13 protein-coding genes are annotated in these 15,631 nt (G+C 63.1%); 4 read left to right on the top strand and 9 right to left on the bottom strand.

Features of this window, described 5'->3' with window-relative positions; genetic code table 11:
- Positions 1-32 precede the first annotated feature (32 nt).
- From odhB to mdh, 6 genes are all read right to left on the bottom strand, one after another.
- Entirely contained in the window at positions 33-1,328 is a 1,296-nt protein-coding gene (gene odhB, locus AB7F49_RS10475; protein ID WP_428522004.1) for a 2-oxoglutarate dehydrogenase complex dihydrolipoyllysine-residue succinyltransferase, read from the bottom strand.
- Positions 1,329-1,485: 157 nt separating this feature from the next.
- Entirely contained in the window at positions 1,486-4,443 is a 2,958-nt protein-coding gene (locus AB7F49_RS10470; protein ID WP_428522002.1) for a 2-oxoglutarate dehydrogenase E1 component, read from the bottom strand.
- Positions 4,444-4,726: 283 nt separating this feature from the next.
- Positions 4,727-5,737 (bottom strand): outer membrane beta-barrel protein, encoded by a 1,011-nt coding sequence (locus AB7F49_RS10465; RefSeq protein WP_428522000.1) that lies wholly within the window; start codon positions 5,735-5,737, stop codon positions 4,727-4,729.
- 277 nt (positions 5,738-6,014) lie between these two features.
- On the bottom strand, positions 6,015-6,899 hold the full coding sequence (sucD, locus tag AB7F49_RS10460; RefSeq protein ID WP_428521998.1) for a succinate--CoA ligase subunit alpha: 885 nt from the start codon (positions 6,897-6,899) through the stop codon (positions 6,015-6,017).
- Positions 6,900-7,065: 166 nt separating this feature from the next.
- Entirely contained in the window at positions 7,066-8,238 is a 1,173-nt protein-coding gene (gene sucC / locus AB7F49_RS10455) for an ADP-forming succinate--CoA ligase subunit beta (RefSeq protein ID WP_428521996.1), read from the bottom strand.
- A gap of 124 nt (positions 8,239-8,362) precedes the next feature.
- Complete coding sequence (gene mdh, locus AB7F49_RS10450; protein ID WP_428521994.1) at positions 8,363-9,328, bottom strand: malate dehydrogenase; 966 nt, start codon at positions 9,326-9,328, stop codon at positions 8,363-8,365.
- A 457-nt stretch (positions 9,329-9,785) separates the two neighbouring features.
- On the opposite strand from mdh, the gene AB7F49_RS10445 reads away from it, so the two are divergent.
- Together AB7F49_RS10445 and AB7F49_RS10440 are read left to right on the top strand one after the other, a co-directional pair.
- Positions 9,786-11,057 (top strand): DUF2254 domain-containing protein, encoded by a 1,272-nt coding sequence (locus AB7F49_RS10445; RefSeq protein ID WP_428521992.1) that lies wholly within the window; start codon positions 9,786-9,788, stop codon positions 11,055-11,057.
- Entirely contained in the window at positions 11,057-11,740 is a 684-nt protein-coding gene (locus tag AB7F49_RS10440; RefSeq protein ID WP_428521990.1) for a hypothetical protein, read from the top strand. The genes AB7F49_RS10445 and AB7F49_RS10440 overlap by 1 nt, the downstream gene beginning before the upstream one ends.
- 10 nt (positions 11,741-11,750) lie before the next feature.
- Here the strand turns inward: AB7F49_RS10440 and zapE are convergent, their stop codons facing one another.
- The gene (gene zapE / locus AB7F49_RS10435; protein ID WP_428521988.1) at positions 11,751-12,926 is read right to left on the bottom strand and encodes a cell division protein ZapE; all 1,176 of its coding nucleotides are present in this window, start codon (positions 12,924-12,926) and stop codon (positions 11,751-11,753) included.
- Between the two features lie 302 nt (positions 12,927-13,228).
- Between zapE and AB7F49_RS10430 the strand changes: the two genes are divergently transcribed.
- Both AB7F49_RS10430 and AB7F49_RS10425 read left to right on the top strand, forming a co-directional pair.
- Positions 13,229-13,765: an N-acetyltransferase family protein gene (locus AB7F49_RS10430; RefSeq protein WP_428521986.1), complete on the top strand. Its 537-nt coding sequence runs from the start codon at positions 13,229-13,231 to the stop codon at positions 13,763-13,765.
- A gap of 66 nt (positions 13,766-13,831) precedes the next feature.
- Positions 13,832-14,245: a hypothetical protein gene (locus AB7F49_RS10425; protein WP_428521984.1), complete on the top strand. Its 414-nt coding sequence runs from the start codon at positions 13,832-13,834 to the stop codon at positions 14,243-14,245.
- Between the two features lie 13 nt (positions 14,246-14,258).
- Here the strand turns inward: AB7F49_RS10425 and thpR are convergent, their stop codons facing one another.
- Positions 14,259-14,816: an RNA 2',3'-cyclic phosphodiesterase gene (thpR, locus tag AB7F49_RS10420; protein ID WP_428521982.1), complete on the bottom strand. Its 558-nt coding sequence runs from the start codon at positions 14,814-14,816 to the stop codon at positions 14,259-14,261.
- A 107-nt stretch (positions 14,817-14,923) separates the two neighbouring features.
- On the bottom strand, positions 14,924-15,556 hold the full coding sequence (locus AB7F49_RS10415) for an arylesterase (protein ID WP_428521980.1): 633 nt from the start codon (positions 15,554-15,556) through the stop codon (positions 14,924-14,926).
- Positions 15,557-15,631 lie beyond the last annotated feature (75 nt).

The raw sequence follows: 15,631 nt of genomic DNA, 5'->3' as shown, positions 1-15,631 counted from the left end.
CGGGGCGGAGCCGACGCCGCCCTTCACGTCACTCACAAATCCAGAATGAGGCGTGCCGGGTCCTCCAGCACCTCCTTCACCCGCACGAGGAAGGTCACCGCCTCGCGGCCGTCCACGATGCGATGGTCGTAGGACAGCGCGAGATACATCATCGGCCGGATCTCGACCTTGCCGCCGATCGCCACCGGCCGTTCCTGGATCTTGTGCATGCCGAGGATGCCGGATTGCGGCGCATTCAGGATCGGGGTCGACATCAGCGAGCCATAGACGCCGCCATTTGAAATCGTAAAGGTGCCGCCCTGCATGTCCTCGATCTTGAGCTGGCCGTCGCGTGCACGCTTGCCGGCGTCCCCGATTTCCTTCTCGATCTGCGCCAGCGACTTGTGATCGCAATCGCGGATCACCGGCACCACCAGCCCCTTCTCGGTGCCGACCGCAACACCGACGTGGTAATAGTTCTTGTAGATCAGGTCGGCACCGTCGATCTCGGCATTCACCGCGGGAATGTCCTTCAGCGCCTGCACGCAGGCGCGCACGAAGAAGCCCATGAAGCCGAGCTTCACGCCGTTCTTCTTCTCGAACGCATCCTTGTACTGGTTGCGCAGATCCATCACCGCCTTCATGTCGACCTCGTTGAAGGTCGTCAGCATGGCGGCGGTGTTCTGCGCATCCTTCAGCCGGCGCGCGATGGTCTGGCGCAGCCGCGTCATCTTTACGCGCTCCTCGCGCGCGGCATCGTCCGCGGGCGACGGAGCCCGCACCTGCACGGCGGCGGCCGGCGTCTGAACCGGGGTCGGCGCCGAGGCGGCGCGCTCGATCGCCGCCATCATGTCGCCCTTGGTGACCCGGCCGTCCTTGCCGGAGCCCGCGACGGTCGCGGGATCGACGCCGGACTCCGCGCCCATCTTGCGCACCGACGGCGCGACCGGCATGTCGCCGGACGGCTTGTCCGATGCGGGCTTGGGCGTCTGGGCTTCCTGCTTGTCCTGCGCGCGCGGCGTGACCTCCGTTGCGCCTGCCTGGATCGGGGCGGTGGTACTCTGCTTTTTGTCGGGCGCGCCGGTCGTCGTTGCGGCGGCGGCCGCGCCCTTGGCGCCTTCCTTGATTTCCCCCAGCAGCGCGCCGACCGCAACGGTCTCGCCATCCTTCGCCGAGATGGCTTCCAGCACGCCGGCGGCAGGCGCCGGCACTTCGATCGTCACCTTGTCGGTCTCGAGCTCGACCAGCGGTTCGTCGACCGCAACGGCATCGCCGGGCTTCTTGAACCACTTGCCGATGGTCGCTTCGGAGACGGATTCGCCCAGGGTGGGTACGCGGATTTCGGTCATCTCTGTTTCCGTTCAATTCGATTTCTTTGTCATCGCCCGCCACCCGGTCCGCGCGCAGCGCGGCCGGATGACAAGCTCCGGCGGGCGATCCAGTGACCCACCGCATTGCGCGATCGATTACTGGGTCCCCCGCCTTCGCGGGGGACGACAGCAACAATTACCCAAGCGCCTCGTCGAGGAACTGCTTGAGCTGCGCATTGTGTTTCGACATCTGCCCGACCGCGGTCGACGCCGACGCCGGGCGGCCGGCATAGCGCGGACGACGGTGCCTGGCCTGAATCTGGTTCAGCACCCATTCGATGAAGGTGTCGACGAAGAACCACGCGCCCATGTTGCGCGGCTCTTCCTGGCACCACACGATCTCCGCCTGCTTGAATCGCTGCAATTCCAGCATCAGCGCCTTGGTCGGGAACGGATAGAGCTGCTCGACACGCAGGATGTAGATGTCGTCGATGCCGCGTTTCTCGCGCTCGTCGTAGAGATCGAAATAGACCTTGCCGGTGCACAGGATGACACGGCGAATCCTGTCATCGGAAACGAGCTTGATCTTCTCGTCCTCGAACACCTGCGCGTCGTCCCACAGCAGGCGGTGGAAGGTCGTGTCGGAGCCAAGTTCGTCGAGGCGCGACACCGCGCGCTTGTGGCGCAGCAGCGATTTCGGAGTCATCAGGATCAGCGGCTTCCTGATCTCGCGCTTCAGCTGGCGCCGCAGGATGTGGAAATAATTCGCCGGCGTCGTGCAGTTTGCGACCTGCATGTTGTCTTCGGCGCACATCTGCAGAAAGCGTTCGAGCCGGGCCGACGAATGTTCCGGCCCCTGCCCTTCGTATCCATGCGGGAGCAGGCACACGAGGCCGGACATGCGCAGCCATTTTCGTTCCGCCGACGATATGAACTGGTCGAAGACGACCTGCGCGCCATTGGCGAAATCGCCGAACTGCGCTTCCCAGAGCGCGAGGGCGTTGGGCTCGGCGGTCGAATAGCCGTATTCGTAACCGAGCACGGCCTCTTCCGAGAGCATCGAGTTGAGCACCTCGTAGCGAGCCTGACTGTCGCTCAGGTGATTGAACGGGGTGTAGCGTGCTTCGGTACGCTGATCGAACAGGACGGAATGGCGTTGCGAGAAGGTGCCGCGCTCGGAATCCTGTCCCGACAGCCGCACCGCATGGCCTTCCAGCAGCAGCGAGCAAAAGGCGAGCGCTTCGGCAGTCGCCCAGTCGATGCCCTGCCCGCTTTCGATCGCCTTCCGCCGGTTATCGAGAAAGCGGTTGATGGTGCGGTGGACCTGGAAGTCTTCCGGCACGCTGGTGATCTTCGTGCCGATCTCCTTCAGCGTCGCGACATCGACGCCGGTCACGCCGCGGCGCGGGTCGTCGATTTCGGTGCCGGCCTTGATGATCGACCAGCGGCCATCGAGCCAGTCGGCCTTGTTCGGCTTGTAGCCCTGCCCGGCCTCGAACTCGGCTTCGAGACGATGGCGCCAGTCGGCGCGCATCTTGTCGACCTCGCCCTCGGTGACGACGCCTTCGCCGATCAGCTTCTTCGCATAGATGTCGAGCGTCGACGGATGCTGGCGGATCTTCTGATACATCAGCGGCTGGGTGAATGCCGGCTCGTCGCCCTCGTTATGGCCGAATCGACGATAGCAGAACATGTCGATCACCACAGGCTTGGCGAAGCGCTGGCGATATTCGATCGCGACCTTGGCCGCGAACACCACCGCTTCCGGATCGTCGCCGTTGACGTGGAAGATCAGCGCCTCGATCATCTTCGCCACATCGGACGGATAGGGCGAGGAGCGCGAATAGCGCGGATAGGTGGTGAAGCCGATCTGGTTGTTGACGATGAAATGCAAGCTGCCGCCGGTGCGGTAGCCCTTCAGCTCCGACAGCCCGAAGCATTCCGCCACCACACCCTGACCCGCGAATGCCGCATCCCCGTGAATCAAGAGCGGCAGCGCCATGGTGCGGTTGTCGGGGGTGGCGCCGAGCTGGTCCTGCTTGGCGCGGACCTTGCCGAGCACCACCGGATCGACGATTTCGAGATGCGACGGGTTCGGCGTCAGCGACAGATGCACCTTGTTGCCGTCGAACTCCCGGTCGTTCGAGGCTCCGAGGTGATACTTCACGTCGCCCGAGCCTTCGACCTCGTCGGGCGTCGCGGATCCGCCCTTGAATTCGTGGAACAGCACGCGGTGCGGCTTGCCCATGACCTGGGTCAGTACGTTGAGCCGGCCGCGATGCGCCATGCCGAACACGATGTCCTGCACGCCGAGATTGCCGCCGCGCTTGATGATCTGCTCCAGCGCGGGAATCAGCGATTCCGCGCCGTCGAGACCGAACCGCTTGGTGCCCGTGAACTTCACATCGAGGAATTTCTCGAAGCCTTCGGCCTCGACGAGCTTGTTCAGGATCGCGCGCTTGCCCGCGCGGGTGAAGGTGATTTCCTTGTCCTTGCCTTCGATGCGCTCCTGGATCCACGCCTTCTGCTGCGGATCGGAGATGTGCATGAACTCGACGCCGAGCGTGTGGCAATAGGTGCGGCGCAGGATCGCAACGATCTCGCGCATGGTCGCGAATTCGAGCCCGAGTACCTTGTCGAGATAGATTTTGCGGTCCATGTCGGCTTCCGTGAAGCCGTAGGAGCGCGGGTCGAGCTCTTCCTCGCTCTTCTCGGGTTCGAGTTCGAGCGGATCAAGCTTGGCGTGGAAGTGACCGCGGATGCGATAGGCGCGGATCAGCATCAGCGCATGCAGCGAATCGCGCGTCGCCTGCAGGACGTCAGCGGAGGTCAGCTCAACACCGGCCTTCTGCGCCTTGCTCTTGATCTTGTCGGAGACGGCTTTTTCGGTCTCGGCCCAGTTGCCGTCGAGGGCTGCGACCAGTTCGCCGTTGCCGACCGGTGGCCAGCCCGGCTTTTTCCACGACGCGCCGCGCGCGCTCTTGGCGACGCTCGCGGGATCATCTTTCAGGGATTGGAAGAAGGATTGCCATTGTGCGTCAACCGACGCGGGATCGGCCTCGTAGCGGGCATACAGGTCCTCGATATAGGCGGCGTTGGCGCCATAGAGGAAAGAGGTAAGAGCAAAGGCTGCGTTCGCGTCCTGGCGAGACATGCGGGCCGTCCTGGCGTGGATAGTTTCCGTGATCCCTGCGTTGGATCGATGGCGTGTGAGGTCGTGCTGACCGCCGGAAGCGGCCATTTCGAGTCGAATCGGCTGGTAAAACGCGTTCCGGCAGTGACCCTTTTACAGATATGGGGACGATTGGGCCACGATAAGATGACATTGAAATGAATATGGATTCGTTTCTTTGTGCTGCGTCCGGTCTCCGGGGCCAGCCATCCACGAAAAAAGGCCCCGGTCGCCCGGGGCCTTCAGGCCTGTGTTCAGGCGTGGCTCAATATCTCGCGACGACCGGCGTCTTGCCAAAGTCGCCGAAGCGGTAGTTGATGCCGAACTTCACCGTCGAAATGTGGCTTTCGATGTCGGCATTGACCGGAAGCGTCAGCAGGCCTGCGATCGGAATTCCGTCAAACGTCCGGTTCTTCTGACCGAAGTCTGCATAGGTGCCTTCGACCTTCATCGTCCAGTTGCCCGCAAACGCCCACTCGATACCGCCGCCAATGAGCCAGCCGATCTCGGTCTCCGACACCGTCGACGCGTAGTTGAAGCCGATGACGGGAATCGAGGCGCTCACCGAATAATCGTTGTTCGCCCAGGCGACGCCGGCCTTGCCGTAAATCAGCAGCGTGTCGAAGGCGACGCCGAGGCGGGTCGCGGACGTGAACATCCAGTTGTTCTGGTAGGTACCGGTGACGGTCGCTCCCGGAACGAGCCCGAAGAGGAAGTTGGTATTCGAGCTGCCGCTGATGTCGGACCACGACCATTCGCCCTCGAAGCCGAGGACAATTCTGCCGGCCTGATAATTGTAGCCGAAGGTCACGCCGGCGAACCAGCTGTCATTGTCCGTGGTGAACGGATCGACCAGCAATCCGACGATGCCGGTCGGGGTTGCACCGGTTTCACCCCAGCCATATCCAACATGGCCGCCGACATAGAACCCGGTCCAGTTGTAGGAGGGAATGACAGGCGCGGGCGCCGCATACTTGACTGCCATGTCGGCCGCATAAGCCTCGCGGGCCGCATTCACCTGCTGCGGAGTCGGACCTGTCGATACATTGCCGATCGGCCCGATGTAACCCTGCTCTTGTTGTGGCCTGGCAGCGCGCGGCGCGGCTTCGACCTTTGTGAGCCGCGAACGAAGCGAGGCGTTCTCCTTCGCGAGCGCATCGATCTTCGCTTCCAGGCGACGGATCGCATCATCGGATGTCTGTGCATGTGCGGCGCCAAGCAGCGCGACGCTGGCGAGAGACGCAATGGCGAAAATACGAACAGGATGTGTTGACATGATGGTGACCCCCTCATCAGGACGTGATCACCAGCAGTATTCTCCGATTAAGGAAGCACCGATGTAGCCCGCGCGCAACATGTGTGGGTCGAACGGCACAGACGCTCTACCTAATTACCTTTTTTGATCACAATTCACAGGATCGGCGACAAATCGCTTACGTTCGCGCCATCAGGAACATCGTCCTGTTTGGTTTAACCAAGCACAACCGGCATCGGTCCTGATCGTTTCATGGTGCCAGCCACGAAGCCGCGCCTTGATCGATTTCCAGGCCAGACTACCCCTTCAGCACCTCGACCAATGTCTTGCCGACGCGCGCGGGCGACGGCGACACCTTGATGCCGGCGTCTTCCATCGCCGCGATCTTGGATTCCGCGTCACCCTTGCCGCCGGAGATGATCGCGCCGGCATGACCCATGCGGCGGCCGGGAGGCGCGGTGCGGCCGGCGATGAAACCTACCACCGGCTTCTTGCGGCCCTTGCGGGCTTCGTCCTTGAGGAATTGCGCAGCGTCCTCTTCCGCCGAACCGCCGATCTCGCCGATCATGATGATCGACTCGGTTTTCGGATCGCCGAGGAACATCTCCAGCACCTCGATGAATTCGGTGCCCTTGACCGGATCGCCGCCGATACCCACCGCCGTGGTCTGGCCCAGGCCCTCGCGCGAGGTCTGGAACACCGCCTCATAGGTCAGCGTGCCCGAGCGCGACACGATGCCGACCTTGCCCGGCTTGAAGATGTTGCCCGGCATGATCCCGATCTTGCATTCGCCCGCGGTCATCACGCCCGGACAGTTGGGCCCAACGAGGCGCGATTTCGATCCGCACAGCGAGCGCTTGACCTTGACCATGTCCATCACCGGAATGCCTTCGGTGATGCAGACGATCAGCGGGATCTCGGCGTTGATCGCCTCGCAGATCGCGTCGGCGGCCCCGGCCGGCGGCACGTAGATCACGCTCGCATCGGCGCCAGTTTTGATGCGCGCCTCGGCGACGGTGTCGAACACCGGCAGGTTGAGATGCGTAGTACCGCCTTTGCCGGGCGAGGTGCCGCCGACCATCTTGGTACCGTATGCGATCGCCTGTTCGGAATGGAAGGTGCCGTTCTTGCCGGTGAAGCCCTGGCAGATGACCCTGGTGTTCTTGTCGATGAGGATGGACATTAGTTTTCACCATCGACGTCATGGCCGGGCTCGTCCCGGCCATTCACGTCTTGCCTGTTGAACGGAGAAGTCGTGGATGGCCGGCACAAGGCCTGCGCTCGGCCCGCGCGCAAGCGCGCCGACCCATGTGCCGGGCATGACGGATGTTGCGAGGCCGGTCTGCGCATCACGCCCCGGCCTTCTTCACGGCGGCGACGATCTTCTGCGCGGCGTCGTCGAGATCGTCGGCCGGCAGAACGTTCAGCCCGGATTCCTTGATGATCTTCTTGCCGAGATCGACATTGGTGCCTTCGAGGCGGACCACCAGCGGCACCTTCAGCCCGACCTCCTTCACCGCCGCAACCACGCCCTCGGCGATCACATCGCATTTCATGATGCCGCCGAAGATATTGATCAGGATGCCCTGAACCTTCGGGTCCGACGTGATGATCTTGAAGGCCGCCGTTACCTTTTCCTTGGAAGCGCCGCCGCCGACATCGAGGAAGTTCGCAGGCTCGGCGCCATAGAGCTTGATGATGTCCATGGTCGCCATCGCGAGGCCTGCGCCATTGACCATGCAGCCGATCGAACCTTCGAGCGCGATATAGTTCAGGTCGTATTTCGACGCCTCGATCTCCTTCTCGTCCTCCTCGGTCTCGTCGCGCAATTCGGCGATGTCGGGGTGACGATAGAGTGCGTTGCCGTCGAACCCGATCTTGGCGTCCAGACACAAAAGCTTGCTGTCCTTGGTGACGACCAGCGGGTTGATCTCCAGCATGCTCATGTCCTTGTCGACGAAGGCCTGGTAGAGCCTGGTCAATAACGGACCCATCTGCTTGGCGAGCTCGGCATCGAGACCGAGCGCCTTCGACACGCTCCGCACGTGATGCGCCATGATGCCGGTCGCCGGATCGATGGTGATGGTGAGGATTTTTTCCGGCGTCTCGTGCGCCACCGCCTCGATATCCATGCCGCCTTCGGTCGACACGACGATGGCGATGCGCGACGATTCGCGGTCGACCAGCATCGAGAGATAAAATTCCTTCGCGATCTGCGAGCCGTCCTCGATATAGAGTCGGTTGACCTGCTTGCCCTTCGGTCCGGTCTGTGGCGTGACGAGGGTGGAGCCCAGGATTCGGGTTGCTTCGGTCTTCACGTCGTCATGCGACTTGACCACCTTCACGCCCCCGGCCTTGCCACGGCCGCCGGCGTGAATCTGCGCCTTCACCACCCAGACCGGCCCGGGCAATTCGCCCGCGGCCTTCATCGCCTCTTCGACCGAGAATGCCGGAATGCCTTTCGGCACCGGAACGCCAAATTCGCGCAGCACGGCCTTGGCCTGATATTCGTGGATGTTCATTCTTGTTTCCTGCCCCCGGTGTCATTGCCCGCGCAGGCGGGCAATCCAGCTTTCGAGTGGGAGATCACTCCCCCGGAAGTTGACTGGGTGCCCCGCAACTGCGCGGGGCACGACAGTGTGGAGTTTACTTCTTCAAATCCGGCGCGATGTTCTTGCAGGCATCGACCAGTTGCTGGACCGACAGCGCGGACTTGTCGAACATTTCGCGTTCCGCTGACGCAAGATCAATCTCGACGACGCGTTCGACACCCTTGGCGCCGATCACCACCGGCACGCCGACATACATGTCCTTCACGCCGTATTCGCCGTTAAGCCAGGCGGCGCAGGGCAACACGCGCTTCTTGTCCTTCAGGTAGCTTTCCGCCATCGCGATCGCCGACGACGCCGGCGCATAGAACGCGGAGCCGGTCTTCAGCAGGTTGACGATCTCGGCGCCGCCATTGCGGGTGCGGATCACGATGTCGTCCAGCCGCTTCTCGGTGGTCCAGCCCATCTTGATCAGGTCCGGCAGCGGGATGCCGGCAACGGTCGAATAGCGAACCAGCGGGACCATGGTGTCCCCGTGCCCGCCAAGCACGAAGGCGGTCACATCCTCCACCGACACGTCGAATTCGTCGGCCAGGAAATAGCGGAAGCGCGCGGAGTCGAGGACGCCCGCCATGCCGACCACCATGTTCTTGGGCAGGCCGGAATATTTCTGCAGCGCCCACACCATCGCGTCCAGCGGATTGGTGATGCAGATGATGAAGGCATTCGGTGCATATTTCTTGATGCCGGTGCCGACCTGCTCCATCACCTTGAGGTTGATGCCGAGCAGATCGTCGCGGCTCATGCCGGGCTTGCGCGGCACGCCCGCGGTAACGATGCAGACCGAAGCGCCCTCGATCGCATCGTAGGAATTGGTGCCCGACAGGCGCGCATCGAACCCGTCGACGGGCGAGGACTGGGCAAGGTCGAGGGATTTGCCCTGCGGAATGCCTTCCGCGATATCGAACATCACAACGTCGCCAAGCTCACGCAATCCGATGAGGTGGGCGAGCGTACCGCCGATCTGGCCGGAGCCGATCAATGCAATCTTGGGACGCGCCATGAGGAGATGAACCTTCTTGTCAGGACAACCTGGGCCCCATGTCCTCCGAAAGGCGCAGCGCGCTTCTCGGCATGAGGCCCGTGGAAAGGCCGCGCGAGGAACGCAGCCGCGCGGTGGTTAACGTGTCCCGCCATCGACGACAAGGATGCGAAAGGCCAACGCGCATGGTTCAGTCTCATTGCTGATATACATTATTCCAGCGCGGTTCGGCTTTGCCAAGAGCGAAGACGCCAAAGCATACACAAATCGACGTTGCAGCGCACAAGGGATGTTGTGCGAGTGCGAAGCGCCCGTCTGCGCCGGGACAAGCCGGCCTGACGCCATCCGCGATGCCCATGTCTGGCCTGACGGTGGGCCGCGCCGAGGCATCCAAACGTATCGGGTCCCTACACTCCGGCATACGCGACGCCGTGCGCCTTCCGGCCGATAGTGTCGGAGGGACAGGGGCTGACTGACGATGACCCAGAATTTGCGCGGGACGATTCACCGCATCGGATCGTCGATCTGGTTCATCCCGTTCGTCGCCATCCCGCTCGAACTGATCGCCGTCCGGATCGTGCACCGGCTGGACGAACAGCTGAACTGGACGCTGCTCGGCCTGGACATGTCGGGCGCCAAGGCGATGCTGGACGCGATCGTGACGGCGAACCTGTCGTTCCTGGTTTTCACCTTTGGCTCGCTGCTGGTCGCGGTCCAGGTCGCCAGCGCGCAACTCACACCGCGCATCATCGCGACCACTTTGCTCAGCGATCACACCATCAAGGTTTGCGTCGGCCTTTTCATCTTCACGCTTCTGTTCTGCGTCAGCGCACAAAACCGCATGGGCGCGGAGGTGCGTCAGCTCCCGGCCTTCGTCGCTGCGTCGCTCGGAATCATCTGCTTCGCCGCCTTCTTCTTTCTGATCGACCATGCATCACGGCTGCTCCGGCCGGTCACCGTGCTCGCACAGGTCGGGAACAGGGGCCTGGACGTCATCGCCGCGGTCTATCCGGAGCCGAGCCGCGGGTCTGCTGCAGAACCGGAGCCGGACCCGCGCGGCGATCCGGGCACCGTCCTTGGGCACCACAAGAGATCCGGCATAGTGCTCGCTGTCGATACATCCGCACTGACGGCGGAAGCAGCACGCACCGGCACCATAATCGAATTCGCACCGCAGGTCGGAGACTTTGTCGCGACCGGAGAAGCGCTGTTCCTCATCTATGGCCAGGGTGCAATCGACGAACCAAAACTTCGCGACGCCGTCGAGTTTGGCTCGGAGCGGACGATGGATCAGGATCCGACCTTCGCATTCCGGATCGTTGTCGACATTGCACTGCGCGCGCTGTCGCCAGCCATCAACGATCCCACGACCGCGGTGCTCGCGATCGACCAGCTTCACCGCCTGCTCCGGTCGGTGGGCATGAAGCATCTGCGGACCGACGAATTGCGCGACCGGAGCGGGCGCCTGCGCGCAATCGTGCGCACGCCGAATTGGGAGGATTTCGTCCACCTGTCGTTTCGCGAAATCCGGCGCTGCGGCAGCGACAATTTGCAGGTGGCGCGGCGCCTGCGCGCAATGATCGAAAACCTGCTGCAGGCCCTTCCGGCGCATCGCCTTCCCGCCGTCGCCCAGGAACTGGAGCTTCTCGACCGCGAGATCGAACAGAAATTCCCGTACCCCGAGGATCTCGCGCTCGCCCGTATCGGCGATCCGCAAGGTCTCGGCGGACGGTCCGGAGTGACCACCTGATGCCGCCCGGGACCAGCAATATGGATGAAGCCGCGCCATCAACGGGGGCGCAACTCAGAACACCGAAGGCCGCGGCAATCGCAGGCATCGTGTTCGCGATCCTGCTGATCGCGATCTTCATTCTGCTGCGCAGTGCGGTGCCGGGCAGTCCGACCGAAGCCGGCGACTGGCTCGTGGAGGATTGGCATACGGCCGCGATCGCACTGAACCTGATTCCGTTCGCCGGAGTCGCCTTTCTGTGGTTCATCGGCGTGCTGCGTGACCGGCTGGGCGCGAAGGAGGACCGCTTCTTCGCCACCGTGTTTTTCGGAAGCTCGCTGCTTTTCCTCGGCCTGATCTTCACGGCCGCATCTCTGGTCGGCGCGCTCATCCTGGTCGGTACAGCCGTGGGCCCGGGCGCGCTGGCGGGAACGCCGACATTCTACCTCGCGCGCGCCGCCTCATTCATACTGGTCAACGTCTATGCGGCCAAGGTCGCAACGGTCTTCATGGTGTCGACCTCGACGGTGATCGTCTACACGCGCATTGCACCGCGCTGGATTGCGCTGCTCGGTTATGCGCTCGCGGTCGTGCTACTGGCAGGCAGCTATGTGACCACCTGGGTGATCGTCGTGATGCCGCTTTGGGTGCTGCTGATCAGCGTCGCGATCCTGATCGATAACCTGCGCGAGCCGTCAGCATGAGCGAGGCGCATCACGTATCGATGATCTGCCCGCCCTTGACCGCGTCAGCGTCGCGGCGCGGGCCATGCGGAAGCGCGAGATAGCTCTGCGAACCCATTTCGATCAGGCGTGACACCGTGCGCTGGAATTCGAACAGTTCGAGCCCTTCGTCGGCGACATAAAGCTCGTGCGGCTGCGCTTCGGCGGAGGCGATCAACTTCACCGCGTTGTCGTACAGCGTATCGATCAGGATGATAAAGCGCTTGGCCTCGTTGCGCTGGGCGAAGCGCATCACCGGAATGCGGTCGATGACTAGCGTATGATATTCATGCGCCAGCCGCAGGAAATCCGCCGAGCCGAGCGGCAACACACACAAATCCGGGAACGCGAAACGCGCGGCGCCGATCGCGGCCTGCGGTACGCGCAGCTTGTGGCCCTTCACGGTCAGTTCATGCGGCGTGCCCTGCTGCCCGAGCGTGATGCGCGACCATGCCTCGTCGATCTCGCGCTCGGCCCGTTCGTCGGGCGGAACGTACCAGACCCGGCCCTTGACCAGCTTTTCCAGCCGGAAATCGGTGCGGGCATCGAGCCGCACCACGTCCACCTTTTCGAGCAGCAGCTTGATGAACGGCAGAAACTGCCCGCGATTGAGGCCGTCCCTGTAGAGATCGTCCGGCGCCACATTCGAGGTCGCGACCACCACCATGCCGCGGTTGAAGAATTGCGTGAACAGCCGGCCGAGGATCATCGCGTCGGCTATGTCGGTGACATGGAATTCGTCGAAGCAGAGCAGCGACGCATCGTCCGCGATCGCATTCGCGGTCAGTACGATCGCATCCTCGTCCGGAATCTCGCCAGCCTTGGCCTTCTGCCGGAAGTCGTGGATGCGCTCATGCACCTCCGACATGAATTCATGAAAATGCACACGCCGCTTCTGGCCGACGCGGCTCGCATCGAAGAACAGATCCATCAGCATGGTCTTGCCGCGTCCGACCTTGCCGTAGATGTAGAGTCCCTTCAGCGTCGCCTGCTTCTCGCGATTGCCGAACAGCCAGCCGAGCGACGACGACTTGGATGCACGGCGATGGTCGGCAAGGCGCTGTTCGAGGACCGCAAGCTTCTCGACCGCGGCGGCCTGAGCCGCGTCCGGCGTGATCGCGCCCTCCGCGATCAGGGCGGCATATCGGTCGCTGATGGAGGAGATCATGCGCAGGATCGGAGGGACGAAAGCGAATGCGAGGCATAGCCGCCACCGCGCGCCGCCTGCAAGGCAAGCTTTGCTTCGTTAACCAAGGTTTAAGGAGCACGCCTCGCTCTGCCTTAAATTGCGGCTTGGTTCTGTCTTAAAAATGCTGCATCGCAGCATTATCTGCGGGTGGCGGCGGCGGACGGCAACATTCGCCCGGCGCGTCTCTGGGGAGGGACGCAATATGGAGGTCTGCGACGCAAATGTCAGGAGACCCAATGAGCGCACTCGACCCGCTTCCCGATTCAGGCCTGATCCGCAAAATGTGGATCGGCGAGGCCTACAAGTACCGGGATCACCTGCTGCGGCTCGATCCGGAGAGCCGTCATCGCCGATTCGGCGGCGGAGTCTCGGACGCCTATATCCGGAACTTCGTCGAAACCACGGTGTGGCTGGACGCCATCGTGCACGGCTTTTTCGTGGACGGAAAGCTGCGCGGCGCCGCCGAACTGCGCGCCATCGGCGGCCGGTTCAGCAAGGAGGCCGAGGCCGCCTTCAGCGTGGAAAGCGACTGGCAGAGCCATGGGGTCGGGTCGGCGCTGCTCCAGCGCACGCTTTTGACCGCCCGAAACCGCGGCGTCACGCATCTGCACATGGCCTGTCTTGCCGACAACCGGCGGATGCAGCAGCTCGCCCGCAAATTCGACGCCGAATTGAGCTTTGATTTCGGCGAGGTCGTGGGCGAGGTCGCGGCGCCGCATCCCACCCCGCTTTCCATGGTCCGCGAGATGGTGTCGGACGGCCATGGTTTCGCAAACGCGATCCTGGATGCGCAATCCCGCCTGTTCAAGGCAACCTGACGTTAACCAGCCGGTACCGTTTCGGGCGCAAGCTTCCACCTCTCCGCATGCGGTGAGGATTCGGCCATGAACGGCAACGGCTTCAATATCAAGGTGCTGTCCAGCTGCAGCATCGAGGATCATTACGCACATCTGCTGCGGCTCGACTATCTCGATCGCTGCCTGTTCTTCTCGGTCGGCAACGACGACCGGGCCGTTGACGCGCATTGCCTGCGGCTGCTGTCATCCCAGGCGATCGTGATCGGCGCCTATGACGCAGGCCGGCTGCGCGCCAGCGTCGAGATCGTGCCGGAGCGCGACGGCAAGCGCGCCGCGGCGACGCTCATTGCCGAATGCGGCTATCAGTCCGACGGTCTGGCGGAAGCCCTGATGAACCGGGCGCGCGACGAAGCGAAGAAGCACGGCCTCGGACGGCTGGACGTGGTCGGCATGACCGGCGCGCCGCAGACGGTTCGCACGCAGATGGCGCGGTTCGGATAAGGACGTCGCGCGCTCAAATCGCGCGCTGCGCCGCAAGGGCCGCGAGCGGATAGGCTTCCTCGACGACATACGGCCCGCCGCCGACCGACGCACGCGACGAATACAACACGAACCGCTCGACGCGGAATGCAGCCGAGCGAAACGAACCGCGCTCGCTCAGATAGTCCGCCACCTGCCGGCTCGATGATTCGCGCAGCCGCGCCAGCGTTACATGCGGCGTATATTTGCGGCCTTCCGGCCCAAGTCCGACGCGCTGCATCAGCCGCTCATGCTCGGCCTGCAGATCCATCAGCGCCTGGGACGGCGCGACATTGGCGAAGACCGAGCGCGGCTTGCGGCCGCCGAAGGCGTCCAGCCCCTCCAGGCGCAGCTCGAACGGCGCGCGATTGACCCGATCCAGCATCGAGGCCAGTTCATTGGCCACGCTTGCGTCGACGTCACCGATGAAGCGCAGCGTGATGTGATAGTTCTCGGGATCGATCCAGCGCGCGCCCGGCAATCCGCCGCGCAGAAACGCCAGCATCTGCGCGACGCTTTCGGGAATCTCGATCGCGGTGAAAAGGCGCGGCATCGAGGACCTCCCATCTCCGTCACGTCCAGGACGTGACAATCGCGTGACAAGAACGCAGCAGGTGGCACGCCCGCTACAAGAACGGATTCGCCGGTTGCGTGCAAGCCTCAGCTCGGCGCGCGCTTCTTTGCGCGCGCAATCAGTTCTTCGACCTTCGGCAAGATGCCGTCGACGATGATCTGCACACCCGCCCCGTTCGGATGAACCCCATCGCGCAAGGCAAGCCTTGGATCGGCCGCGACGCCATCGAGAAAGAACGGATAGAACACCACGTCATATTTCTTCGCGAGATCGGGAAAAATCGCCTCGAACTCGCGCACATAATCCGCGCCCATATTGGGCGCCCCGCGCATGCCGCTGAGCAGCACCGGGATGTTGCGTGCCTTCAGCCTGGCAAGAATGTCATCCAGCGCCTGCCGCGTCACCCTGGGCTCGACGCCGCGCAGCATGTCGTTGGCGCCGAGCTCGACGATCACCGCGTCGGTCCCATCGGCGATCGACCAGTCAAGCCGCGACAACCCGCCCGAGGCGGTGTCGCCGGAGACCCCGGCATTCTCGATTTCGACATTGTAGCCCTTGGCCCTCAATGCACGTTGCAGGCTGGCGGGAAAGGCGTCCTGCGCAGACAGGCCGTAACCCGCGGTGAGCGAATCGCCGAAAGCCACAATCTTCAGAGGCGCATCCGTTTGCGCGGCAACCGGCGCCACAATGACGGCCGCGAAACCGGCCAGCGCCAGCATCGTAGCTGTCAATCTCTGGACTAAGCTCGTCATCGCACCATATGACCTTGAGACCGCGCCGGCCCGGATTCTGCC

This window comes from Pseudorhodoplanes sp., assembly GCF_050250235.1.
In the GTDB taxonomy this organism is placed as follows: domain Bacteria; phylum Pseudomonadota; class Alphaproteobacteria; order Rhizobiales; family Xanthobacteraceae; genus Pseudorhodoplanes.
This window is presented reverse-complemented; position numbering and strand designations above follow the sequence as displayed.

Excerpts from the sequence above, each read along its gene's own strand:
- thpR (WP_428521982.1), bottom strand. The coding sequence starts at position 14,816 with ATGCCGCGCCTTTTCACCGCGATCGAGATTCCCGAAAGCGTCGCGCAG.
- odhB (WP_428522004.1), bottom strand. The coding sequence starts at position 1,328 with ATGACCGAAATCCGCGTACCCACCCTGGGCGAATCCGTCTCCGAAGCG.
- mdh (WP_428521994.1), bottom strand. The coding sequence starts at position 9,328 with ATGGCGCGTCCCAAGATTGCATTGATCGGCTCCGGCCAGATCGGCGGT.
- AB7F49_RS10440 (WP_428521990.1), top strand. The coding sequence starts at position 11,057 with ATGCCGCCCGGGACCAGCAATATGGATGAAGCCGCGCCATCAACGGGG.
- AB7F49_RS10470 (WP_428522002.1), bottom strand. The coding sequence starts at position 4,443 with ATGTCTCGCCAGGACGCGAACGCAGCCTTTGCTCTTACCTCTTTCCTC.
- AB7F49_RS10425 (WP_428521984.1), top strand. The coding sequence starts at position 13,832 with ATGAACGGCAACGGCTTCAATATCAAGGTGCTGTCCAGCTGCAGCATC.
- AB7F49_RS10430 (WP_428521986.1), top strand. The coding sequence starts at position 13,229 with ATGTGGATCGGCGAGGCCTACAAGTACCGGGATCACCTGCTGCGGCTC.
- AB7F49_RS10445 (WP_428521992.1), top strand. The coding sequence starts at position 9,786 with ATGACCCAGAATTTGCGCGGGACGATTCACCGCATCGGATCGTCGATC.
- AB7F49_RS10465 (WP_428522000.1), bottom strand. The coding sequence starts at position 5,737 with ATGTCAACACATCCTGTTCGTATTTTCGCCATTGCGTCTCTCGCCAGC.
- sucD (WP_428521998.1), bottom strand. The coding sequence starts at position 6,899 with ATGTCCATCCTCATCGACAAGAACACCAGGGTCATCTGCCAGGGCTTC.
- AB7F49_RS10415 (WP_428521980.1), bottom strand. The coding sequence starts at position 15,556 with ATGCTGGCGCTGGCCGGTTTCGCGGCCGTCATTGTGGCGCCGGTTGCC.
- sucC (WP_428521996.1), bottom strand. The coding sequence starts at position 8,238 with ATGAACATCCACGAATATCAGGCCAAGGCCGTGCTGCGCGAATTTGGC.
- zapE (WP_428521988.1), bottom strand. The coding sequence starts at position 12,926 with ATGATCTCCTCCATCAGCGACCGATATGCCGCCCTGATCGCGGAGGGC.